Origin of the sequence: Bordetella sp. 02P26C-1 (assembly GCF_009763255.1) — a bacterium.
Lineage (GTDB): Bacteria > Pseudomonadota > Gammaproteobacteria > Burkholderiales > Burkholderiaceae_B > Bordetella_A.
In genome coordinates this window covers 111581-135611 of record NZ_WSJB01000004.1, presented here as the reverse complement: position 1 = coordinate 135611, position 24031 = coordinate 111581, and the positions used below count along the sequence as shown (strand labels likewise).

General features: G+C 61.2%; 22 protein-coding genes. 16 read left to right on the top strand and 6 right to left on the bottom strand.

Annotated elements, in window-relative coordinates; genetic code table 11:
• Window positions 1-114: 114 nt before the first annotated feature.
• The 5 genes from lepA to recO are packed head-to-tail and all read left to right on the top strand — an operon-like array spanning window position 115 to window position 5045.
• Window positions 115-1908, top strand: a complete 1794-nt coding sequence (gene lepA / locus GOQ28_RS02980) for a translation elongation factor 4 (RefSeq protein ID WP_160355375.1) — start codon at window positions 115-117, stop codon at window positions 1906-1908.
• A 22-nt stretch (window positions 1909-1930) separates the two neighbouring features.
• Window positions 1931-2815 carry a signal peptidase I gene (gene lepB, locus GOQ28_RS02975; RefSeq protein ID WP_160355374.1) on the top strand — a complete coding sequence of 295 codons (885 nt, stop codon included), beginning with the start codon at window positions 1931-1933 and terminating at the stop codon, window positions 2813-2815.
• A gap of 1 nt (window position 2816) precedes the next feature.
• The gene (gene rnc / locus GOQ28_RS02970) at window positions 2817-3578 is read left to right on the top strand and encodes a ribonuclease III (protein WP_160355373.1); all 762 of its coding nucleotides are present in this window, start codon (window positions 2817-2819) and stop codon (window positions 3576-3578) included.
• Window positions 3575-4465: a GTPase Era gene (gene era, locus GOQ28_RS02965; RefSeq protein ID WP_160350354.1), complete on the top strand. Its 891-nt coding sequence runs from the start codon at window positions 3575-3577 to the stop codon at window positions 4463-4465. Before rnc ends, era begins: the two co-directional genes overlap by 4 nt.
• On the top strand, window positions 4458-5045 hold the full coding sequence (gene recO, locus GOQ28_RS02960; protein WP_160350353.1) for a DNA repair protein RecO: 588 nt from the start codon (window positions 4458-4460) through the stop codon (window positions 5043-5045). Before era ends, recO begins: the two co-directional genes overlap by 8 nt.
• A gap of 83 nt (window positions 5046-5128) precedes the next feature.
• On the opposite strand, the gene GOQ28_RS02955 is transcribed toward recO, so the two are convergent.
• The 4 genes from GOQ28_RS02955 to GOQ28_RS02940 form a co-directional block, all read right to left on the bottom strand.
• Entirely contained in the window at window positions 5129-5839 is a 711-nt protein-coding gene (locus GOQ28_RS02955; RefSeq protein ID WP_160350352.1) for a Bax inhibitor-1/YccA family protein, read from the bottom strand.
• Window positions 5840-6117: 278 nt separating this feature from the next.
• Complete coding sequence (locus GOQ28_RS02950) at window positions 6118-6486, bottom strand: hypothetical protein (RefSeq protein ID WP_160355372.1); 369 nt, start codon at window positions 6484-6486, stop codon at window positions 6118-6120.
• 18 nt (window positions 6487-6504) lie between these two features.
• Window positions 6505-6948, bottom strand: a complete 444-nt coding sequence (locus GOQ28_RS02945; protein WP_160350350.1) for a DNA polymerase III subunit chi — start codon at window positions 6946-6948, stop codon at window positions 6505-6507.
• A 52-nt stretch (window positions 6949-7000) separates the two neighbouring features.
• Window positions 7001-8497 carry a leucyl aminopeptidase gene (locus GOQ28_RS02940; protein WP_160355371.1) on the bottom strand — a complete coding sequence of 499 codons (1497 nt, stop codon included), beginning with the start codon at window positions 8495-8497 and terminating at the stop codon, window positions 7001-7003.
• Between the two features lie 54 nt (window positions 8498-8551).
• On the opposite strand from GOQ28_RS02940, the gene lptF reads away from it, so the two are divergent.
• The 5 genes from lptF to GOQ28_RS02915 all read left to right on the top strand — a co-directional run bounded on the left by lptF (window position 8552) and on the right by GOQ28_RS02915 (window position 14286).
• Window positions 8552-9649 carry an LPS export ABC transporter permease LptF gene (gene lptF / locus GOQ28_RS02935; RefSeq protein WP_160350348.1) on the top strand — a complete coding sequence of 366 codons (1098 nt, stop codon included), beginning with the start codon at window positions 8552-8554 and terminating at the stop codon, window positions 9647-9649.
• A gap of 102 nt (window positions 9650-9751) precedes the next feature.
• Entirely contained in the window at window positions 9752-10969 is a 1218-nt protein-coding gene (locus tag GOQ28_RS02930; RefSeq protein ID WP_160355370.1) for an ABC transporter substrate-binding protein, read from the top strand.
• Window positions 10970-11092: 123 nt separating this feature from the next.
• Window positions 11093-12586, top strand: a complete 1494-nt coding sequence (locus GOQ28_RS02925) for a CoA-acylating methylmalonate-semialdehyde dehydrogenase (RefSeq protein ID WP_160355369.1) — start codon at window positions 11093-11095, stop codon at window positions 12584-12586.
• Between the two features lie 175 nt (window positions 12587-12761).
• Window positions 12762-13706, top strand: a complete 945-nt coding sequence (locus GOQ28_RS02920) for a CysB family HTH-type transcriptional regulator (protein WP_160355368.1) — start codon at window positions 12762-12764, stop codon at window positions 13704-13706.
• 253 nt (window positions 13707-13959) lie between these two features.
• A complete protein-coding gene (locus tag GOQ28_RS02915; RefSeq protein WP_160355367.1) occupies window positions 13960-14286 on the top strand; it encodes a DUF2325 domain-containing protein in 327 nt (108 codons plus the stop codon).
• Window positions 14287-14298: 12 nt separating this feature from the next.
• Here the strand turns inward: GOQ28_RS02915 and GOQ28_RS02910 are convergent, their stop codons facing one another.
• A complete protein-coding gene (locus GOQ28_RS02910) occupies window positions 14299-14943 on the bottom strand; it encodes a C40 family peptidase (RefSeq protein ID WP_160355366.1) in 645 nt (214 codons plus the stop codon).
• A 307-nt stretch (window positions 14944-15250) separates the two neighbouring features.
• Between GOQ28_RS02910 and GOQ28_RS02905 the strand changes: the two genes are divergently transcribed.
• The 6 genes from GOQ28_RS02905 to ltaE all read left to right on the top strand — a co-directional run bounded on the left by GOQ28_RS02905 (window position 15251) and on the right by ltaE (window position 23183).
• Window positions 15251-17140 carry a propionate--CoA ligase gene (locus GOQ28_RS02905; RefSeq protein ID WP_160355365.1) on the top strand — a complete coding sequence of 630 codons (1890 nt, stop codon included), beginning with the start codon at window positions 15251-15253 and terminating at the stop codon, window positions 17138-17140.
• A complete protein-coding gene (locus tag GOQ28_RS02900; RefSeq protein ID WP_160355364.1) occupies window positions 17137-17544 on the top strand; it encodes a GlcG/HbpS family heme-binding protein in 408 nt (135 codons plus the stop codon). The genes GOQ28_RS02905 and GOQ28_RS02900 overlap by 4 nt, the downstream gene beginning before the upstream one ends.
• 79 nt (window positions 17545-17623) lie before the next feature.
• A complete protein-coding gene (locus GOQ28_RS02895; protein ID WP_236844204.1) occupies window positions 17624-18913 on the top strand; it encodes an MFS transporter in 1290 nt (429 codons plus the stop codon).
• A gap of 191 nt (window positions 18914-19104) precedes the next feature.
• Complete coding sequence (gene acs / locus GOQ28_RS02890) at window positions 19105-21084, top strand: acetate--CoA ligase (RefSeq protein ID WP_160355363.1); 1980 nt, start codon at window positions 19105-19107, stop codon at window positions 21082-21084.
• Window positions 21085-21235: 151 nt separating this feature from the next.
• Window positions 21236-22117, top strand: coding sequence for a DMT family transporter (locus tag GOQ28_RS02885; RefSeq protein WP_442862071.1), 882 nt, complete (start codon window positions 21236-21238; stop codon window positions 22115-22117).
• Window positions 22118-22166: 49 nt separating this feature from the next.
• Entirely contained in the window at window positions 22167-23183 is a 1017-nt protein-coding gene (gene ltaE, locus GOQ28_RS02880; RefSeq protein WP_160355362.1) for a low-specificity L-threonine aldolase, read from the top strand.
• Window positions 23184-23189: 6 nt separating this feature from the next.
• Here ltaE and GOQ28_RS02875 read toward each other — a convergent pair whose 3' ends face one another.
• Window positions 23190-24029: an SDR family oxidoreductase gene (locus tag GOQ28_RS02875; protein WP_160355361.1), complete on the bottom strand. Its 840-nt coding sequence runs from the start codon at window positions 24027-24029 to the stop codon at window positions 23190-23192.
• Window positions 24030-24031: the final 2 nt, after the last annotated feature.

Sequence of the window (24031 nt, the reverse complement as noted above, 5' to 3'; positions counted from 1 at the left end):
GGGCTAATACGCGGTCGGGCGGCTAGGCACGGCAGCCCGTTTTCGGTGGCTGCTTGAATTGACTTCCACGCCGTGCGCCTGGTGCGCGCGTTTTGTCCCTTATAAATCCACTCTATGCAGCATATTCGCAACTTTTCCATCATTGCCCACATCGATCATGGCAAATCGACCTTGGCCGATCGGCTGATCCAGCGTTGTGGCGGGCTGGAGGCGCGTGAAATGTCCGCGCAGGTGCTGGATTCCATGGATATCGAGCGCGAGCGTGGCATCACTATCAAGGCCCAGACGGCGGCGCTGGAATATCGCGCCAAAGATGGCAAGGTCTATAACCTGAACCTGATCGACACCCCGGGACACGTGGACTTCTCGTACGAAGTCAGCCGGTCGCTCTCGGCGTGCGAAGGCGCGCTGCTGGTGGTCGATGCCTCGCAAGGCGTCGAAGCGCAGACGGTGGCGAACTGCTACACCGCGATTGAGTTGGGCGTGGAAGTCTTGCCTGTGCTCAACAAAATGGACTTGCCCCAGGCCGATCCCGATTCGGCTCGCCAGGAAGTCGAAGACGTCATCGGCATCGACGCCAGCGAAGCCGTGCTTGCCAGCGCCAAGACTGGTATGGGCATCGACGAGATCCTCGAAACCGTGGTCGCCCGCGTGCCGCCGCCGGTGGGCGATCCGGATGCGCCCTTGCAGGCCCTCATCATCGACTCGTGGTTCGATAACTACGTGGGCGTCGTGATGCTGGTGCGTATTGTCAACGGCGTGCTGCATCCGAAGGACAAAATTCATTTGATGGCCTCGGGCTCGACGCATTTGTGCGAACAGCTCGGTGTCTTCACGCCCAAGTCTCAGCCGCGCACGAAGCTCTCGGCCGGTGAGGTGGGCTTTATCATCGCTGGCATCAAGGAACTGGCCGCAGCCAAGGTGGGCGACACCATTACGCTGGCCGGCAAGCCCGCGCCGGCACCGCTGCCGGGCTTCAAAGAGGTCAAGCCGCAGGTGTTCGCCGGTCTCTATCCGGTGGAAAGCTCGGAATACGACCAGCTGCGTGATTCCTTGGAAAAGCTCAAGCTCAATGATGCCGCGCTGATGTTCGAGCCCGAGGTCTCCCAGGCGCTGGGCTTCGGTTTCCGTTGCGGCTTTTTGGGTCTGCTGCACATGGAAATCGTGCAGGAGCGCCTGGAGCGCGAATTCGACATGGACATCATCACCACCGCGCCGTCGGTGGTGTACGAGGTCGTGCAGCGCGACGGCACGATGGCCGTGATCGACAGCCCGGCGCGTATGCCCGAGGTGGGTCATATCACCGATATCCGCGAGCCCATCGTCAAAGTGACGCTGTTCATGCCGCAGGAATATGTGGGCCCGGTCATGACGCTGTGCAACCAAAAGCGCGGTATTCAGATCAACATGAGCTACCACGGCCGCCAGGTGCATCTGACCTACGAAATTCCGCTGGCGGAAATCGTGCTCGACTTCTTCGATAAGCTCAAATCCGTCTCGCGTGGCTATGCGTCGATGGACTACGAGTTCCTCGAATATCGCTCCGCCGACGTGGTGAAGGTCGACCTGCTGATCAACGGCGACCGCGTCGATGCGCTCGCCATGATCGTGCACCGCGCCAACGCACGCTATCGCGCGCGCGACGTGGTCACGCGCATGCGTGGCCTGATCCCGCGCCAGATGTTCGATGTGGCGATCCAGGCGGCCATCGGCGCCGAGGTGATTGCCCGCGAAAACGTCAAGGCGCTGCGCAAGAACGTGCTGGCCAAGTGCTATGGCGGCGACATCACCCGCAAGAAGAAGCTCCTGGAAAAGCAGAAGGCGGGTAAAAAGCGCATGAAGCAAGTCGGTAGCGTGGAAATCCCGCAAGAGGCCTTCCTGGCTATCCTGCAAGTCGAAGACAAGTAGTCAATAAAGAAGGCGGCCCTCTATGAGTTGGAATTTCGCGCTGATCCTGTTCGTGCTGTTGGTGGTGACCGGCGTAATTTGGGCGTTGGACATCACGGTGCTACGCCGGCGGCGCGCAGCGCGCGGGCGCGAGGCCGCCGCGGCGGTTGACACGGGCTACGTGACCGATCCGCAGGAGGCCACGCGCATGCGTCAGGCCGCCCAGGAATCGGCTGCGCGCGCGCCCTGGTGGGTGGAATATGCGGTCAGCTTTTTCCCGGTCATCTTGTTTGTGTTCGTGCTGCGATCTTTTGTGGTCGAGCCCTTTCGCATTCCGTCGGGTTCCATGCTGCCGACCTTGCAGTCGGGCGATCTGATCCTGGTCAACAAGTACGACTATGGCGTGCGTCTGCCTGTCATCGACAAGAAAATCATCGACGTGGGCTCGCCCCAGCGCGGCGATGTGGTGGTGTTTCGCTATCCCGTCGATACCAGCGTCGATTACATCAAGCGCGTCGTGGGTCTGCCGGGCGACGAGGTCGCCTACGTGGATAAAAAGCTCTACATCAACGGCGAGCTTGTGCCGCACGTCAAGGACGGGGAATATTTCGAGCCAGACCGCGTCTCGTACATCGCGCAATACAAGGAAAAGCTGGGCGAAGTAGACCACCAGATCTTGCTGGACGAGAATAAACCCCAGGTATACGGCCCGATCTGGCAGTTTCCTTACATCCAGAACTGCCAGTACGCCCGCAATGGAGTACGCTGTAAAGTACCTGAAGGCAATTATTTCGTCATGGGCGACAATCGGGACAACAGTGCCGATAGCCGTTATTGGGGTTTTGTCCCGGACGAAAACATCGTCGGGAAAGCCTTCTTTATTTGGATGAACTTCAGCGACCTCGGCCGCATTGGCAGCTTTAACTAACATGTCACTAGCCACGCTGGAAACCCGCCTGGACTATCGCTTTCGCGATGTGGGCCTGCTCGAGCAGGCCCTGACGCATCGCAGCCATGGTGCCCGGCACAACGAGCGCCTGGAATTTCTGGGCGATTCCGTACTCAATTTCGTTGTGGCGGCCCTGCTGTTCGATCGCTATCCCAAACTGGACGAAGGCGATTTGTCCCGGGTGCGCGCCAATTTGGTCAAACAAGCGTCGCTGGCGGACATCGCCCAGCGCCTGGAGCTCTCGCAGTATCTGCACCTGGGCGAGGGCGAACTCAAAAGCGGTGGATTCCGCCGCCCGTCTATTTTGGCTGATGCGGTCGAGGCGATTTTTGGCGCGGCGTTCCTGGATGGCGGGTTCGAGGTGGCGCGCAGAGTCATATCGCATCAATACGAACCCGTGCTGGCCAGCGTTGACCCGGCCACGCTCGGCAAGGACGCCAAAACCTTGTTGCAAGAGTTCCTGCAGGGCCGAAAGATGGCTCTGCCGCAATATACCGTCGTGGCGACGCACGGCGCTGCGCACAATCAGCAGTTCGAGGTGGAGTGTTCGATCCCAGCCTTGGACATCAAAATCGTTGCCCCGGGCGCGAGCCGTCGCGCCGCCGAACAAGGTGCCGCCAAGATGGCGCTAGAGGCGGCGTTGGCCGCCAGTCCTACCGGGCGTCCCGCCCGCAAATCGGGCAAAGCCCGTAAAACCGCGCAGCTGTCACTCCCGGTGGCCGTTGCTCAAGAGATCAAATGAGCGATATTCCCTTCCGTACTGGTTTCGTGGCCGTGGTGGGCCGTCCCAATGTGGGCAAGTCCACCCTGACCAACGCTTTGATCGGTACGAAAATTTCCATCGTGTCGCGCAAGGCGCAAACCACGCGCCACCGTATTCATGGCGTGCTCACCCGCGAGCACGAGCAGTTTATTTTCGTGGACACCCCGGGCTTTCAGACGCGTCATGGCGGCGCGATGAACCGCATGATGAACCGGGTGGTGACGCAGACCCTGGCCGATGTCGATGTGGTTGTGCATGTGGTCGAAGCCGGCAAATGGTCCGAAGGCGACGCCAAGCTGCTGCCGCTGCTGCCCGATCCCAAGCGCACGATTCTGGTGGTGAACAAGATCGACGCGCTCAAACGGCGCGATGAGTTGTTTGCATTTGTCTCTAAGCTCGTGGCGCTGCACCCGTATGACGCCGTGGTGCCCGTCAGCGCGCTAAAGTCGCAACAATTGGATCAGCTGCTGCAGGAAATCTCCGCGCGGCTGCCCGAGGGGGAGCCCCTATTCGAAGAGGACACGCTCACTGACCGGCCGATGCGCTTTATCGCGGCCGAGTTGCTGCGCGAGAAAATCTTCCGCCTGGTTGGCGACGAATTGCCTTATGGTTCGACCGTGGTCATCGAGCAGTGGGAAGAAAACGAGGCCGGTGTGCGCGTCGCGGCCTGCGTGGTGGTCGAACGTGAAAGTCATCGTCCTATCCTGCTTGGCTCGGGCGGCGCCCACATGAAGCGTATCGCCACCGAGGCGCGTCAGGACATCGCCAAACTGGTGGATAAGCCTGTCCATCTTGAGGTCTACATCAAGGTGCGCAAGGGCTGGTCCGATCGCGAAAGCGCCTTGCGCGACCTGGGCTATGAGTAGAAGGGCGCATCGCGTCCAGGATTGCCCGGCATTTATGCTCCACGCCACGCCGTGGCGCGAAACCTCCCTGATTGTTCAAAGTTTTTCCCGCGACCATGGCTGTGTGGCCCTGGTCGCCAAGGGCGCCAAGCGCCCGTATTCTGTCCTGCGACCGGTCTTGTCGGCCTTTCAGCCGCTGCTGCTGTCGTGGAGCGGCTCGGGCGAAGTCAAAACCCTGACCCGCGCCGAGGTCGCAGGCATTCGCCCGCTGAAAGGCACCGCGCTCATGTCCGCCTGGTACATGAACGAGCTGCTGCTACGCATCTTGCCGCGCGATGACGCGCATCCCGCACTGTTCGACGCGTATGACTTTGCCTTGCAGCAACTCGCCGAAGGCGGGCGCGCGGCCGGCGCCTTGCGTCGCTTCGAATGGACGTTGCTGGCCGAGACGGGCTACGGCATCGAAGGCGCCTTGCCCGACTTTGACGACCCGACTATCGAGGCCGGTTTGAGGCAAGACCTGCGCGAGCGTTTGGCTGCCAATCTGGTCGGGCGGCCTTTGTCCACGCGACGTGTGCTGCTCGATCTGCAGCGCCTGTAAATCCACAGCACCCGCAAACAATAAAGGCTACGCATTGCGTAGCCTTTATTGCGTCTGCCGATGCCTCACGGCATCGTAGAAGCTTAGTCCCGATTGCCGCCGAAGATGCCCAGCAGCATCAGCAGGTTCGAGAAGACGTTGTAGACGTCCAGGTAGATCGCCAGCGTGGCAGACACGTAGTTGGTCTCGCCGCCATTTACGACGCGTTGCAGGTCCACCAGCATGAAAGCCGAGAAGATCACAATCGCAAGCACCGAAATGGTCAGCATCAGCGCGGGCAACTGCAGGAAGATGTTGGCCAACGCTGCGACCAGAATCACCACCGCGCCGGTAAACAGCCATTTCTGCATGCCAGACAGGTCACGCTTGAGCGTCGTGGCCAGCGTGGCCATCGTGCCAAACACCACGGCGGTGCCGCCGAACGCTGTCATGACCAACTGTGCGCCATTGCCCATGCCCAGCACGAAGCCCAGCAAGCGCGAGAGCATCACGCCCATAAAGAAGGTAAAGGCCAGCAGCAGGACCACGCCGAGCGAACTGTTCTTGTTCTTCTCGATGGCGAACATCAGGCCAAAGGCGCCAATCAGGAAGATGCCCGCCGACAAGCCGGGGCTGGCCATCATGACCTGGTTGATGCCCGTGTACAGACCCACCGCCGCACCCAGCACGGTCGGGATCAATGACAGCGCCAACAGCCAGTAGGTGTTGCGCAGGACTTGATTGCGGACGACTTCGCCCGGGGCGCCGGCCAGGGTGCCGGAGCGGTTAAACGGTGAAGGACGGTACTGATTCATGATGGACGGCTCCTGTGTACGGCAAACGCAAGGGTTGCCCCAAGTACTTAGAGGGATAGGATACCTTACAGTTCCCTGAAAAATCTACTTATCTGGGAAATTCGGGGCTAATCAGTCGAGTCTGACCCTATATGAGGGCATCCATCCCTTAGACAAGGCATGCCGATGCAAGTTTTGCGACTTCTCGGGGCAGCACGCATCTTACAGGCGTAGCGCCGCGGCAAGTCCGCTCTCAGGGAAAGTCTGGATACGTTGACGGCCTACGGCCCGCGTTCTGATCAGCCCGGCCGCACCTGGCGTACCGCGCGGTCAATAAGGGCGGGCAGCTCCGCCTCCAGCCGGCTGCGCAGGTCGGCGGCTGCGTCCTCTACCGCCTGATTCAGCGCCTGCTCCAGTTCCGCTTGCAGCGCGGCTCTGAGGACGGTCAGCGTTGGATCAGCGCTGCCCGTCGACGCGGGTACTGCGTGCCGCAGGCCGGCGGCATCTCCGATGCTCGGCTCGGCCGGCATGTCGGGATGGGCGGCTACGTCCGTCAGGACAGGAAAGTCGTCATCCGAGGGGCCCACCGGCGCTTCGTACGCCGTTCCCAGAGACGGTTCGGCGCGTTGCGTGAGGGTAGGAATCCCGGGATCCGTGTACTGCGGCATAGAGTGCTCCTGCTTGGCTTAAGCCAGACGTCCGGCCAGATCGTGGGCATGCAACGTATGTCCGGCGGCCTGGTAGGCACGCCAGCGTTGACGCGCGTTCTGGACATCCGAAGGTTCGGTGGTCACGATCTCGAGTAAGCGGGGAAACGCCTCGTAGCCCGGCGGGCACTCGTCGTCGAGGTTCATGAGCCAACGCGCGTCGGCGGCATCCGCTGCGTCCGCCACGGGCGTTGCTGCGGTCAGCACAATGGGCGTGACCGCCGCGAGCGGGTCCGTGGCCAGCACATGAGGCACGAACGCGACGTCGTCAAAAGCCCAGAGCAATCGGTCGAACGCCGTGAGGCGGGCGCCTTCACTGCAATATACCACCAGCCGCTGGCCTGCCTGATAACGCTTGCGCGCCACCTGGCAGGCCGCGCGCAGCCGGTCGTTGGCCCCAAAGGCGAAATCAATTCGCGTCATGGGCCCACACGCGCGGGCAAATGCCGGTCAGGGCATTGCAACTCCGACATGATCAGGCCTGATCCAGCAGGAATTGCATCAGCAGCGGCACCGGACGGCCGGTCGCGCCCTTGTCCTTGCCACCGCGCCACGCCGTGCCGGCGATGTCCAGGTGCGCCCAACGATAGGCTTTGGTGAAGCGCGACAGGAAGCAAGCCGCCGTCACCGATCCGGCCGGGGGGCCACCGATGTTGGCGATGTCGGCGAAATTCGACTTCAGCTGTTCCTGGTAGGCATCGTCCATGGGCATGCGCCAGGCGGTGTCGAGCGACTGTTTGCCAGCGGCCAGCAACGCGTCGGCCAGGCTGTCATCGGTCGAGAAGAGGCCCGTGTTCACGTGGCCCAGCGCCACTACGCACGCGCCCGTGAGCGTGGCGATGTCGATGACGGCCGAGGGCTTGAAGCGCTCGGCGTAGGTCAGCGCGTCGCACAGGACCAGGCGGCCCTCGGCGTCGGTGTTCAGAATCTCGATGGTCTGCCCGGACATGCTGGTCACGACGTCGCCGGGTTTGTTGGCCTTGCCGCTGGGCAAGTTCTCGCAAGCCGGGATGAGACCCACGACCTCCACGGGCAGCTCCAATTCCGCCAGCGCGCGGAACGTGCCAAGTACGCTGGCCGCGCCGCACATGTCGTACTTCATCTCGTCCATGGTCGCCGCCGGCTTGAGCGAAATGCCGCCCGCATCGAATGTGATGCCTTTGCCGACCAGCACAACCGGACCGGTCTTGGCCTTTTTGGCAGCCTTGATCTGATGGCGCAGCACGATAAAGCGCAGTGGTTCCTCGGACCCACGGGCCACGGACAGGAACGAACCCATGCCCAACGCCTCGACTTGCTTACGGTCGAGCACTTCGGCCTTCAGCGAGGGGAACTCGCGGGCCAGTTTCTTGGCCGTATCGCCGAGATAGGTGGGGGTGCAGACATTGCCGGGTAAGTTGCCCAGCGTGCGAGTCAGGTCCATGCCGCGAGCGATAGCGGCGCCTTCGCGCAGGCCTTGCTGCGCGGCCGCGACATCGGCGCGCTCGACGACGTGTACGATCTTCTTGAGTTTCGGACGATCGTCGCGGTCGGGCGAGCCGAATGTGGCGTCATAGTGGTAGGTCGCAGCGCCGGCGGCAATGGCAGCGGCGCGAGCGCGTGCGCGTAGATCGACGCCTTCGATCGCAATCGCGGCCAGCGTCGACACGCCTTCGGTGATCCGAGCGCTGACGCAGACGGAGGCGAAGGCCTGTTCGGCCTTGGCATGCGCGCGCGCGTTGTATTCGTTTTGCTTGCCCAGGCCGACCAACACGACACGTTGCGCGGTCACGCCGGGCAGGGCGCGCAGCACCAGCGTGTTGCCGGGCAGGCCACGAAACTCGGTTTTGACGATATTGCGCAAGGCCTGGTTGCTGGCGCGATCGATGACATCTGCGGCGGGGCTGAGTTCGCCATCGGCAAAGACGCCAACCGCCAATGCGGCCGTCTTGATTTGGTGCGGGGAAGCGGTGGTCTGTGTGCTAAATTCCATGAAGGATTCCCGTGTGCGTGGTGCAGTGCGGTTGATTATCCCGCATATTCTCACATGTCTTTATTTAAACGGTCTGTCGTCACTGAAATCACCAGCCACGCTGGGGTCGTGTTTTCCACCTTGATTGTCGTCTGGCTGAGCGTGCTGCTGGTCCGGCTTTTGGGTGAGGCCGCCGGTGGCTCTATTGGCGCGGACGTCGTATTCGGACTTGCTGCTTTCTCTACCATTACCGCGCTGCCGACGGTATTGGCGGTGTCGCTGTTCATCGCCGTATTGACGACTGTCACGCGCAATTATCGCGAGTCTGAAATGGTGGTGTGGTTTGCCAGCGGACTGTCGTTGGCGGACTGGTTGCGTCCTGTGCTGCGGGTCGCGGTGCCGGTGGCAATTGTGGTGGCGTTTCTGACCTTGGGTGCATCGCCTTGGGCATATCGCCAGATCGCGGAATATCGCGAACGGTTCGAACAACGCTCGGACCTGTCAAAAGTCGCCGCCGGTCAATTTGCCGAGTCCAACGATGGCCAGCGCGTGTTTTTTGCGGAGGCGCCGACCTCCAAGGATCACGAGTTGGGCAATGTATTTGCCCGCGAAACGGGTCCAGAGTGGCATAGCGTCATGACTGCTGACAACGCTCGCATCCAGACCGAACCCAATGGTGACCGGTTCCTGGTGCTCGGCAGCGGACATCGCTACGACTTAAAACCTGGCACCCCCGAAATTCGGTTGGTCGATTTCGATCAGTATGGGGTGCGCTTGGAGAGCAAATCGGGCGACCCGATGGCCGAGGCTCGCGCAGCGGCAGAGCGATCCAGCAAGGCGCGGCCGACATTGCAGCTGGTGGCTGACGATACGGACAGCGCCTGGGCACAGATCATGTGGCGAATTTCCCTGCCGATCGCGGCGTTGAATCTGGCTTTGTTGGCCGTGCCATTAGGGGCCGTCAATCCGCGTCTCGGGCGCTCGGGCGATTTGTTGATCGCCGGGCTGGTGGGCCTGCTTTATATGAATCTGATGAATCTCTCCAGAGCCTGGATCAGTAGCGGCAAGCTGCCGTTCAGCGTGGGGGTGTGGGCGATTCATGCCGTGGTGTTCGCGTTTGCCATGTATTTGTTATGGCGGCGTTTGCGGGTAAAGGCACCCAAAGACGCGTAATTCCCAGGGTTGCCGGATGAAGATCGCCCCTCTACACTAGGTCGTCGGACCGACGGTGCATAGGGTCCACGACGATCATAATAATCACCGGAGACAACCATCATGACACGCTACGCTCGCGGCTTGGCCGCTGGTTGGTGTTTGGGCGCGATTTTTTGCGGTTCAGCTTGGGCGGCCGATAAGCCGCCGGTCAAGATCGGGGTGCTGACGGATATGTCAGGCACGTACGCCGCGATGGGCGGACCAGGGTCTGTCGCCGCTGCCCAGATGGCGATTGACGATTGTCTGGCCGCCGAATGCAAAGGCATGAAAATCGAGCTTGTCTCGGCCGACAATCAGAATAAAGCGGATGTGGGCGCGGCTCGCGCGCGCGAATGGTTCGATCGGGACGGTGTCACGGCGATTGCCGACCTGACGAACTCGGCCGTGGCGCTGGCGGTGCAGGGCATCGCGCGCGAAAAAGACAAAGTCGTGATGTTCTCGGGTCCGGCAACCACGGCGCTGACCAATAAAGAATGCTCGCCGGTCGGTTTTCATTGGATGTTCGACACCTATTCCCAATCCGCCGGCGGCGCCAAAGCGACGGTACGCGCGGGCGGCAAGTCCTGGTATTTCATCACCGTAGACTATGCGTTTGGCCATTCACTGGAGGCCGATACGGCCAAAGCCGTTAAAGCGCTGGGTGGAACCGTCGCGGGCTCGGTGCGCCATCCCTTGAATGCGCCGGATTTTGCCTCCTACCTGCTGCAAGCGCAAAGCTCCAAGGCCCAGGTAGTGGCCTTGGCCAACGGCGGACAAGACACGGTCAATGCGGTCAAACAGGCGCGCGAATTCGGCATCGTCGAAGGCGGCCAGCGTTTGGTGTCGCTGCTGATTTTCCTCTCGGATCTGCGTGCGTTGGGGCTGGACAATGCGCAGGGGCTTTCGTACGTCGATGGTTTCTATTGGGACTATGACGACGCCACGCGCGACTGGTCGGCGCGGTTTGAAAAAGCCTTTCGCGGCTTGAAGCCAACCATGACGCAGGCGGGCGTGTATTCCAGCGTGCTGCACTATCTGCGCGCCGTTGCCGCCACGGGTAGCACGCAGGGCAAAGTCGTCGCCGACAAGATGCGCGAGTTGCCGATCCAGGACCCGATTATGCGCAACGCCAGCATTCGTCCCGACGGGCGTGTGATCCACGACATGTACTTGTACGAGGTGAAGAAACCCGACGAGTCCAAAGGCGGGTGGGACTATTCGAAGCTCATCGCCACCATTCCAGCGGCCGAGGCATTCCAGCCGCTGTCGGAATCGACTTGTCCATTACTCAAGCAGTAAATCGCTGTTGATACGGCGGCGCGATCGCCAGCCCATGCGCGTGACGAGCGCAGTCGCCGTAGACCGGTATCACTGACCGGCATCCCGCCGGCATGGTGTTTCCTTCTCCCATAAGGAGCCAGTATGAGTGAAGTCCCCCGCGTACCGCTATTGATCGATGGCCAACTCGTGCAGTCGCAGACCAGCGAATGGCGCGATGTCATCAATCCCGCGACCCAAGAAGTCGTAGCGCGTGTGCCATTCGCCACGCGTGAAGAGCTGGACCGGGCCGTAGCCAGTGCCAAAGCGGCATTTCAGACCTGGCGCAACAGCGGGCAAGGTACCCGCATGCGCGTCATGCTGAAGCTGCAAGAACTGCTGCGAGCGAACACGACCAAGTTAGCGGAAATGATTACCCGCGAGCATGGCAAAACCTTGCCCGATGCGGAAGGCGAAGTCGGGCGCGGCCTGGAAGTGGTCGAACATGCCTGCTCGATCGCCTCGTTGCAGCTGGGCGAATACGCCGAGAATGCCGCGGGCGGCATCGATGTGTATACGCTGATCCAGCCGCTGGGGGTATGCGCGGGTATTACCGCGTTTAACTTCCCGGTGATGTTGCCTTGCTTCATGTTCCCGATCGCCGTGGCCTGCGGAAACACGTTCGTGCTCAAGCCGTCCGAGCAAGATCCCACCTCGTCGCTGTTTCTCGCGCAACTCGCGCTGGAAGCCGGATTGCCGCCGGGTGTGTTGAACGTCGTGCATGGCGGCCCCGACATCGCTAACGCGATTTGCGATCATACCGATATCAAGGCGATTTCATTCATCGGGTCCACGCGCGTAGGCACCGAGATCTATCGGCGCGCTTCGGATGCGGGCAAGCGTTGTCAGGCCATGATGGGCGCGAAAAACCACTGCGTGATCTTGCCGGATGCGGATCCGGAGGTCGCGTTGAACCAACTTCTGGGCGCGGCGTTCGGCGCGGCCGGGCAGCGCTGCATGGCCGCCTCGGTCGCCGTGCTGGTGGGCGAGGCGCGCAACTGGCTGCCTGATTTTGTCGAGCGCGCGAAGAAGCTGAAAGTCAATGCCGGCACGGACCGCGAGGCCGATCTGGGGCCACTGGTATCGCCACAAGCCAGAAAGCGTGTAGAAAGCCTGATTCAGCAAGGCATAGAGGAGGGGGCGAAACTGCTGCTCGATGGCCGCAATCCAAGCATCGCGGGATACGAACAAGGCAATTTCGTCGGGCCGACAGTCTTCGACGGGGTGACGGAAAATATGGCCGTCTATAAAGAGGAAATCTTTGGCCCCGTTCTGTGCGTGGTCGGAGTCGATACATTGGAAGAGGCGGTGGCGTTTATCAACCGCAATCCGAACGGAAACGGCGTGGCGCTGTTTACTCAGGATGGCGGCGCGGCGCGTTATTTCCAGAACAATATCGATGTCGGGCAGGTGGGCATCAATATCCCCATTCCGGTGCCGGTCGCTTGGTTCAGCTTCACGGGTTCGCGAGGATCCAAACTGGGTGACCTGGGGCCCAATGGCAAACAGGCCGTGCAGTTCTGGACGCAAACCAAGACGGTTACGGCGCGCTGGTCCGCGCATGGCCGGACGGTGAATACGACCATTTCTATGCGTTGAACGAGGAGGGTGTCCGCGCAGCGCAGGCCGCAAGAAGCCATGCGCTTGCCTGCGCGGGCGCGTGGCGTCTACCCCATGCGGCAGGGCGCGCTTGCTCTAAATTTACAAATTCCAATAAGTAATATAGATCGCCTTCTATATTACCTATAATGGTTCCGACATATACGGGGCCATCATGAATCTTCAGCAGTTTCGCTTTGTGCGAGAAACGATACGCCGCGACTTCAACCTGACGGAAGCCGCGCGTATGTTGTACACCTCCCAGCCGGGGGTGTCTAAAGCGATCATTGAGTTTGAGGACGAGCTCGGTATCAAGATCTTCGAGCGTCATGGCAAGCGCATCAAGGGCCTGACCAAGCCCGGTTTAGCCGTGTCGCAGGTGATCGACCGCATCATGCGCGAAGTCGATAACCTGAAAAAAGTCAGCGACGAATTCGCGCGCCGGGATGAGGGCGGACTGGTGATTGCCTGCACCCACACCCAGGCCCGGTATCTATTGCCGCGTGTCATCCCCGCGTTTCGACAGCAGTTTCCGAAAGTCCACCTGTCTTTGGCCGAGGGCAGCCCCGCGCAATTGGCCGAAATGGTGCTGCATGAACAGGCGGATCTGGCCTTGGCGACCGAGTCGCTCGCGCTCACGCCTGGGCTGGCTACCTTGCCGGTCTACACCTGGGAGCATACGGTGGTGGTGCGGCCGGACCATCCCTTGGCGGATCTGACCTCCAGCGAGGCGCGTAATATCACGCTGACGCAACTGGCCGAATATCCCATCGTCACGTACGACCGCGCATTTACCGGCCGTAGCACGATCGACGAGGTTTTTGCGAGCCAGAGCGTACATCCCGATATCGTGCTGGAAGCCATCGACGCCGACGTGATCAAAACTTATGTGGATGTGGGCTTGGGCATCGGCATTATCGCGGGCGTAGCCTATGATCCGCGCCGCGATGGCAACCTGATTGGGCTGCCGGTGGGGCACCTCTTCGGCACGCATACCACCCGCGTGGGCGTGAAGGCGGGGGTTTTTCTGCGCGATTATGTCTATACGTTCCTGGAAATGATGGCTCCGGCGTTGACGCGCGAGGTGGTGACGGAGGCCGTGCAGAGTCGACGCCCTTAGTGCAGGCGTGGCAGATAGCGAATGACGATTTCTTGACCCGGCGCAAAGCCGGGTTTTTTCATGTCCTTCAATATACGGCAGACGGCATGGTGTGGGCTTCGGCCGGCAAGTCGGTCCGGAACTCCCGCATGCCGCTATCCCAATAGCAGACCTGATTAAATAATTAAATAAGAACCGATCTCATTTAAGTTGCCCAAAAGAATGGGAATAATTATCATTAACACCAATCGTTTAAACCTCTGGAGTGATGATCATGACAGCAGCGCTAAGTGCGGTGGTGGTAGGCGCGGACCGGCTGGGAAATATTCCGGATCTGCTCAAAGGCCACAATATTTCAATCACGCATCACATCAGTGGGCGCGACCCGTCGCATCAGAAGAAAACCTTGCAATTACCCTCGGGGACGCAACTGGTTATTTTGCTGACGGATTTTCTGGGCCATAACGTCATGAAGACGTTTCGTAATGCGGCGCAGCGCGGAGGAATCCGGGTCGTGGCGTGCCGGCGCTCGGTATGTAGCATGCAACAGGCGCTGCAGCAGTGCGGCCTTTGCGGCAGGCACTGCGGGTCCGCGGGTTAACGGGACCGCAGGTTAACGTCTGGCGGAACCGGCCGCAGCGACGTAGTTGCCGTCCAAGCGGCGCGCGCCGTTATAGCGTTTGGACCAATAGGCCATGGTCATGCTTTCAATACGCACCGCGCCGCCGGCGCTGGGCGAATGCACGAAACGGTTTTCGCCTAGATAGATGCCGACGTGGGAATAGCGGCGGCCCAGCGTGTTGAAAAACACCAGATCCCCAGGCTGCAGCTGCTTTTGGTCGACGTTCGCGCCAATCGAGGCAATGGCCGCCGCGTTACGCGGTAATTTCAAGCCGAGCGCGCGCTGGGCGGTGTAGGCCACGAAGCCACTGCAGTCAAACCCCGTCTCGGGCGATGAGCCGCCATATCGATAGCGAATGCCGATGAGCTCCAGCGCCTCGTCGATCAGTGCGTTGCTTGCCCCTGCCATTGCTACTGGCTGACGCGAGATACCGTGCTTGCCAGCGCTCTTGGTCAGTGCGCCTATTGGATCGTTTGATAACGAGGCGAGCGCGATATCTTGGTCATCGATGATGAACACATCAGCGCTCTGGCGCGGCGCCGCGCAACCTGCTAACACCAGGCAGCAAGCGGCAATCATCAGACCCGGGATACGGAAACTAAAGACTTCGCTAGGCGTGGGGTTCGCGCGCGTCATAGATACGTTATGAGCTGGAAGACCGCCGGTTGGCGATAGAGGGTTGGCATTGAAGTGCAGCGATTCTATCAAACACTCACACCTCGTCATCCCTGTTACAGCGGCTTAGGGCCGCATTTCAGACGGATTCGCAGGCCAAATTGGTTGGAGAGGCCCGGTATTGCTGGCTTTGCGGGAAATTCATCTTTTTTCTAGGGGATTTCCCGAGGGGGCCGCGAAAGACTGATGCAAGCTTCGCTCGCGACAATAAGATCTGGAAAAAATAAGTCGCATCGTCGCTGACGACCGCACATACCGGAGACAAACCATGCAAAAGACCCGCGAGTTTCACCGCCGCTCGATCACGGACCGCGATGCCTTCTGGCGTGAGCAAGCCGAGCGTGTACTTTGGGACACGCCATTTGCCGAGGTGCTGGATTTTTCTCGGCCGCCTTTCGCTCGCTGGTTTGTCGGGGGGCAGACGAATCTGTGTTTCAACGCGGTCGACCGGTGGGTCGAGTCGCAAGGCGAGCAGCCCGCGCTGATCTGGGTGTCCACCGAGGTCGATCAGGAAATCACCTACACGCGCCGACAACTGTTCGACGAGGTCAACGCGGTGGCCGCGATGCTGCGCGAGCAGGGCGTGGGCCGGGGCGATCGTGTGCTGCTTTATATGCCGATGGTGCCGCAGGCGGTGTTCACGATGTTGGCGTGCGCGCGTTTGGGCGCGGTGCATTCCGTGGTGTTCGGCGGGTTTGCGTCGGTGAATCTGGCGCAGCGCATCGATGACGCCACACCCAAGGTGATTGTGTCGGCCGACGCGGGCTCGCGCGCCGGCAAGGTGGTGCCGTATAAGCCACTGCTCGACAAGGCCTTGAGCCTGTGCGCCCATCCTCCCAAATCGGTGATCGTATTGAACCGGGGCCTCGCGCCTTGCGGTCTGGAGCCGCGGCGTGATCTCGATTACCAGGCGCTGCGCGAACGTCACGAAGGCGCACGGGTGCCGGTGCAATGGCTGGAGTCGTCGGAGCCCAGCTACATTCTTTATACCTCGGGCACCACGGGCAAGCCCAAAGGCGTGCAACGCGATGTTGGCGGCTACGCCGTGGCGCTGGCCGCGTCGATGGAGTATTTGTTCGACGGCAAGCCGGGCGATACCTTCTTCTGCACCAGCGATATTGGCTGGGTCGTGGGGCACTCCTATATCGTGTACGGGCCCTTGATCGGCGGGCAGGCGACGATTTTGTACGAGGGCACGCCGGTGCGGCCCGATGGCGCGATCCTGTGGAAATTGGTCGAGCAGCATCGCGTCAACACCTTGTTTTCGGCGCCGACGGCGGTCCGCGTGCTCAAGCGGCAAGCGCCGGAATTGCTTTCCCGACATGATCTTTCCACGCTGCGCGCCGTCTATCTGGCGGGGGAACCGCTGGACGAGCCTACCGCGCAATGGATTTCGGAAGGGCTGGGCAAGCCCATCATCGACAACTACTGGCAGACAGAATCAGGCTGGCCGATTCTGTCCGCGCAGCCAGGGGTCGAACGCGTAGCGACACGATTCGGCAGCCCGTCGTTTCCCGTCTATGGCTTCGATGCGCGCATTGTCAGCGAGCAGACGGGCGAGGACCTGCCCGCCGGCGAGAAAGGCGTGGTGGCCATCGTGCCGCCACTGCCGCCGGGCGCCATGTCGACGATCTGGGGCGATGACGATCGTTTTGTGCAGACCTACTTTACGTCGATTCCTGGGCGGCAGCTGTATTCGACCTTCGATTGGGGGCGCGTGGACGAAGACGGCTATTGGTTCATCCTCGGGCGGACCGATGATGTGATCAACGTGGCTGGCCACCGACTGGGCACGCGCGAGATCGAGGAGTCCATCAACAGTCATAGTGGCATCGCGGAATGTGCGGTGGTGGGGGTGGCCGACAGCTTGAAGGGACAGGTCGCCATGGCGTTTGCTGTGTTGAAAAATCCCGCGCTCGCCGAGCGTCCCGAGGACGCGCGCGCGGTGGAAGGCGATATCATGCGCGTAGTCGAGGATCAGCTGGGCGCGGTAGCGCGCCCAGCTCGTATCCGGTTCGTGGCGGCTCTGCCCAAGACGCGTTCGGGCAAGGTGCTGCGGCGTGCGATTGTCGCGATCTGCGAAGGTCGCGACCCCGGTGATCTCACCACCATCGAAGACCCTTCGTCCCTTGAACAAATAAAGGATGCATTGCAATGAAAAGCAAACCCGTGTTGACCGCCGAAGACGTGAAGAAAATCCTGGCTGCCGCTGAAGCGCATGCGGTAAAGAACAGCTGGGCAGTGACCATCGCGGTGGTCGACGATGGGGGGCATGCATTAGGCATGTTGCGCCTGGATGGCGCGCCGCCGGTGTCCAGCCATATCGCACCCGCCAAGGCCAAGACAGCAGCGTTGGGCCGTCGCGAGTCGAGCACGTACGAGGACCTCATCAATAAGGGGCGCGTGGCATTTCTGTCGGCGCCCTTGCTTGAAGGCATGCTCGAAGGCGGTGTGCCCGTGGTGGCCGAAGGCGAGGTGGTCGGCGCGGTGGGCGTCTCGGGCGTGAAGTCGAACGAGGATGTGGAAATCGCCCGCGCCGGGATCGCGGCCCTGGGTCTGTGATGTCTGGCGGCGCGGGAGGTGTGTCTTGACGACCGCAAATCGTGACGCACCGGCGGCGCCGCCCGCGAGTGCACTGGAAATGCCCGGACTCGCGCCGGGCGCGTTAAATCCCGGCGTCCAACGACGTGAAGTCTGGGCATGGGCGATGTATGACTTCGCCAACTCGGGCTATACCACCGTGATTCTGACGACGGTGTTCAGCACTTACTTCGTGAGTGTGGTGGGGCAGCGTGCGCCTTGGGCGACATTGGCCTGGACGGCGGCGCTGTCATTGTCTTATCTGCTTATCATGCTGACCATGCCCGGGCTGGGGGCGCGGGCGGATGCGCGCGCGGCCAAGCGCCGTCTGCTCTATACCAGCACACTGGGCTGTGTGGCCGCCACGCTGGTGTTAACACAAGCCGGGCCCGGCGATGTGTGGCTGGCGCTCGCCGCTTTAGCGATCTCGAATTATTGCTACTGCATAGGCGAATCGGTTGTGGCGGCGTTTCTGCCCGAGCTCGCGCGGCCCGATGCGTTGGGCCGTGTCTCCGGATGGGGATGGAGCTTTGGATATTGCGGCGGCATGCTGACGTTGGGCTTGTCCCTGGCGGCCGTGACGGTTGGGGAATCACGTGGACTGGCGGCCACTGAATATGTGCCCTGGGTGATCGTCATCACCAGCGCGGTGTTTGCGCTGGCGGCCTTGCCGTCGTTTTTCATGTTGCGCGAACGCGCGATGCCACATACGGAAAGCTTGAAAAGCCCCGGCATGCTTAGCCGCCTGGCGGCCGAATGGCGTGACACGGGGGTGCATTATCCCGAGTTTCGCCGGCTATTGATGTGTGGGGCCTGTTATCAGGCGGGTATCGCGGTGGTCGTGACCTTGGCCGCAGTGTATGCGGATCAGGTGATGGGGTTCACCATGTCGCAGATCATGCTACTGGTGTTTACCGTCAATATCGGCGCGGCCATAGGCGCGTTCAGTTTTGGTTATGTCCAGGATCGTATTGGACATAAGCGCGCGCTGGCGCTGACTTTGGTTGGCTGGATTGTGATGGTCCTGGTCGCCTATTCGGCGGTGACCGTGCCGGTGTTCTGGGTGGCGGCCACGCTGGCGGGATTGTGTATGGGCACCAGCCAGAGCGCGGGGCGCGCCATGGTGGGGGCATTTGCGCCCGCGAAGCGCCTGGCCGAGTTCTTCGCGTTATGGACTTTTGCGGTGCAACTGGCGGCCGTGGTGGGGCCGCTGACCTATGGGTTGGTCACTTGGTTGACGATGGGTAACCATCGCCTGGCCATCTTGGTGACGGGGGTGTTCTTTGTGTTGGGGTTGCTGCTCTTGGCGCGCGTCGATATGCAGCGTGGCATCGCGAGACGGTTGACCTAGCAACCATGCTGCGCTGCGAAAAAAGGCGGCGTTTCCGGCTGGTATCCTAACGCTATACAGCCTTGGCAATGCGGTGACGCCGCGGCCGGCCGATAAGTGGCCGCCGCGTAAGGTGCCCGTAAGAGCACGGCGATACGGTTCCGTATCGATGACGCTCTTCCATTCGAATTATTAGCAATCCGGAGACTTTCATGTCCAACAATATCGAGTCCGTCCTGGTCGAAACGCGCGTATTCCCGCCGCCGGAGCCGGCGAAAAAGGGCGCGCGGGTCGACAGCATGGAAGCTTATCGCGCCCTTTGCCAGGAGGTCGAGCAAGACCATGACGGCTTCTGGACGCGCCATGCCAACGAGAATCTGCAGTGGACCAAGCCTTTTACGCAGGTGCTAGACGAATCGAATGCACCGTTTTATCGCTGGTTCGGTGATGGCGAACTGAATGTCTCGGCCAATTGCCTGGATGTGCATTTGACCAATGGCAATGCCGACAAGACGGCGATTATTTTCGAGGCCGATGACGGCACGGTCACCAAGGTGACCTATCGCGAGCTGCTGGCTCGCGTTTGCCGCTTTGCCAACGGGCTGAAGTCGCTGGGCTACAAGAAAGGCGACCGCGCCATTATCTATCTGCCCATGTCGATCGAGGCAGTCGTGGCGATGCAGGCTTGCGCGCGCCTGGGGGTGACGCATTCCGTGGTGTTTGGCGGCTTTTCCTCCAAGAGCTTGCAGGAACGCATTTGTGATGTTGGCGCTTCGTTGGTGATCACGGCGGATGCGCAGATCCGTGGCGGCAAAACGATACCGCTGAAGCCCGCGGTCGATGATGCGATCGCGATGGGCGGATGCGAGGCGGTGAGCAAGGTCATCGTGTATCGCCGCACGGGTGGCGACGTGGCGTGGACCGAGGGTCGCGATGTCTGGCTGCACGATGTCGTGAGCGAACAGGCCGACACATGCGAGCCTGTGCCAGTCAATGCCGAGCACCCGCTCTTTATCCTCTACACCTCGGGTTCGACTGGCAAACCCAAGGGCGTGCAGCACTCGTCCGCGGGCTATCTGCTGTGGGCGAAGATGACGGTGAAGTGGACCTTCGACGCGCGCGAGGATGATGTCTATTGGTGCACCGCGGACGTGGGCTGGATAACGGGTCATAGCTACATCACGTATGGCCCCCTGGCCGCGGGCTTGACGCAGGTGGTCTTCGAAGGCGTGCCCACGTATCCCGATGCGGGCCGTTTCTGGGACATGATCGCGCGTCACAAGGTGACGACTTTCTACACCGCGCCTACCGCGATCCGATCGCTGATCAAGGCTTCGGAGGCGACGCCGTCGACGCATCCGCGCAACTATGATTTGTCCAGCCTGCGCTTGATCGGCACGGTGGGCGAGCCCATTAATCCCGAAGCCTGGATGTGGTATCACAAGAACGTCGGGCAGGAGCGTTGCCCGATTGTCGATACGTGGTGGCAGACCGAGACGGGCGGGCACATGATCAACCCCTTGCCTGGCGCGACGCCGACCAAGCCGGGCTCATGCACCTTGCCGCTGCCGGGTATTGCCGCTGCCATCGTGGACGAAACGGGTAACGAAGTGGCGCCGGGCAATGGCGGGTTCCTCGCAATCAAGCGTCCGTGGCCATCCATGATCCGTACGATCTGGGGCGATCCGGAGCGTTTCAAGAAGAGCTATTTCCCGCCCGAGCTCAATGGCTGCTATCTGGCCGGAGACGGCGCGCAGCGCGATGCCGATGGCTATTTCTGGATCATGGGTCGTATCGATGACGTGCTGAACGTGTCTGGTCACCGCTTGGGTACGATGGAAGTCGAATCGGCGCTGGTCGCGCATGAATTGGTGGCCGAGGCCGCTGTCGTGGGCCGACCAGACGATACGACGGGCGAGGCCGTGGTCGCATTCGTGGTGCTAAAGGGCGCGCGCCCGGAAGGCGAACAGGCGCAAGCCATCGCGAAGCAATTGCGCGACTGGGTGGGCAAGGAGATCGGCCCGATCGCCAAGCCTAAGGACATTCGTTTCGGTGACAACCTGCCTAAGACGCGTTCGGGCAAGATCATGCGCCGATTGCTGCGCGTGGTGGCCAAGGGCGAGGAAGTCACTCAGGACGTGTCCACGCTGGAAAACCCGGCGATTCTTGAGCAGCTCGCCAAACCCGTGTGACAAACGATCCGTGCGCCGATATGCCATACGTAGCGTGGCATACGCGCGCGGCTCGTTGCGATCGGGCCGTCTATGGTGACCGGCCTGGCTAGGTAGATGAATGCCCGTTTCCATCAGGGAACGGGCATTTTTATTTTAGGAATAGATAGTCGTGGGTAGCAGCTTCGATCGAAAAGGCTTGGTGTTGTTGGTCGCCACGATCGTCGCGTGGGCGGGTAGTTGGATCGCGATGAAGGTGATGGTGCCGTATATGGGCGCGTTTCAGATCACCGCCTCGCGATTTTTATTAGGGGCGGCCGCGCTGTTTGCCGTGCTGCTCGTCACGGGCCGTCCGCTGGGCATACCGCCATGGAAGATGACGCTATTGATTGGCGTGACGCAGACGGCGGGTTTCCAGGTGCTGGTCCAGCTGGCGTTAACGCAGGGTGGCGTGGGCAAGGTCGCGGGTCTGGCCTATACGATGCCGTTCTGGGTCATTATTTTTGCGTGGATGATACTGGGGGAACGGCCGGGGGCGCGTCAAGGCGTCGCGTTCGCGTTCGCCGCCGCTGGCCTGATTTGCTTTTTGGAGCCGTGGCATGGCCTGGGCAACTGGTTGTCAGCGACCTTGGCAGTTGGGGCCGGATTGAGCTGGGGGCTGGGCACCGTGCTGTCCAAACGGATGTTTGATCGGCATGCGCCCGATGTCATGACGTTCACGGCCTGGCAATTGCTGTTGGGCGGCATGGCCGCGGTGCCTGCCGCGATCTGGGTGCCGCAGCCGCCGGTCCTGTGGGGATGGCCGCTGACGTTGGCCTTGCTCTATTCGGCGTTGATCGCCACGGCGGCGGCCTGGTTGTTGTGGTTGTTGGTACTGCGGCGACTGCCGGCCTCGATTGCCGGGCTGTCCAGTCTGGGTGTTCCGCTGGTTGCGACTTTCCTGGCGTGGCTATTGTTAAACGAATATCCCACATGGTCCGAGATTTCTGGCCTTGCCTTGATTATGATTGGCTTGGTGGTGGTCAGCCGTAAAGGTCGCGCTGACGGCCGATAACTTTGGCCCGAGCAATCATGCACGTGGCTGGTTCCTTCTGGAGCAACTGATGATCGATTTGCGCAGTGATACCGTCACGCGCCCGACGCCGGCGATGATGCAGGCGATGGCGAACGCCGCTGTCGGCGATGATGTGATGGGCGATGATCCCACCGTGCAACGCTTGCAGCAGACATTGGCCGAGCGCGTGGGCAAGGAAGCGGGCCTGTTTTTCCCCTCGGGGACGCAGAGCAATCTGGCAGCGCTGATGGCGCATTGCGGGCGCGGCGATGAATACCTGGTTGGCCAACTCGCACATACCTATAAGTACGAAGGCGGCGGCGCCGCGGTGTTGGGCAGTATTCAACCGCAGCCAATCGAGCACGCCTTGGATGGGACGCTACCTCTGGAAAAGTTGCGCGCGGCTGTCAAGCCGAAAGGCGATCCGCACTTCGCGCGCACGCGATTGCTGGCGCTGGAAAATACGTTTCAAGGCAAAGTGATTCCCGCCGACTATATCGAGGACGCTGCGGCTTTCGCGCGTGAGCATGGATTAGGTTTGCATCTGGATGGTGCGCGTGTATTTAACGCATCGGTCGCCTCGGGCCGGGCAGTGCATGAAGTGTGTGAGCCATTCGACAGCGTGTCGGTGTGTTTCTCCAAAGGCCTGGGCGCGCCAGTCGGATCGGTGCTCGTGGGCTCCAAGGCAATCATTGACGAAGCGCGCCGTTGGCGGAAGGTGCTGGGCGGCGGCATGCGCCAGTCTGGGGTGCTCGCGGCGGCGTGTCTGTATGCGCTGGAGCATCATGTGGACCGTCTGGCGCAGGATCATGAGAGCGCGGCCATGTTGGCGGATGGCTTGCGCGAGATCGATGCGGTCAACGTGCTGGCGCAGGATACGAATATGGTGTTTGCCGAGTTTCCGGCTGCGCATAGCGACAAGCTCTCTGCCGATCTGCGCAAGCAGGGCATCATGATCCGCGCGGTTTATGGCGGGGCGACGCGGATGGTCACGCATCTGGATGTCACGCCTGACGATATCCGCCGCGTGGTGGCGGCCGTCAAAGGCTATTTCGCCAGCTGCTGAATGTGCCTAGCCCAATAGCGCGGCGTAACCTTCGCGAGCATCGGGCCAACGCGGTGTCCAGCCGCTTGCGCGCAGGCGGGCATTGCTTAGCCGTTTGCTGCCGATGTTCGCAGGCGCCGGGCCATCGGCGGGCTCGGGCGCGGCAACGAGTTGAGCCAGGTGCGCATACAGGGTATGCAAGGGCAGGGGTGTATCGTCGCAACCCAAATAAATGTTGTCAGGGTCCGGCAACGTCAGCAAATGATCCACGGCGGCGGCCGCATCATCGATGTGAATCCGGTTTGCCCAGTGCGCCGGATGGCGGGGCGCTCGCGCGGTACCGGCGCGTAAACGTTCGATCAGTTGTAGACGGCCTGGTCCGTATAAGCCGGCTAAGCGAAGGCTGATCGTCGTGCAGGGCAGATCAGACAGCGCTTGTTCGGCTTGCAGCAATATGCGGCCGTTAAAACCCATGGGAGCGGGCGGCGTCGATTCGTCGATCCATTCACCGTGATGATCGCCATATACCGCACTGGATGAGACGAACAGTACGCGAGTCAGTGACGTCGTGTCTAAAGCTGCCGTCAGCCCGCGCAAGCCTTCCTCGAACACGGCGCGATAAACGTCAGGCTGACGCGAATCGGGTGCGGGAAGGTAGACAACGTGGGTGATGTTTTGAGGCAGCGCGTCGTCCAGCGTATGAGGCCGCGTCAAATCGCCTTGAATCCACTGTATACCCAGTGAATTCTCGGAGGCCAGCGGCGGGTGGCGGCGCAGCGCCCAGACTTCGGCGCCGCGCGCCAGCAAGCGTTGCGCCACTCGCAGGCCGAGATCTCCACAACCTGCCAGCAGCACACGCTCGCCCATCG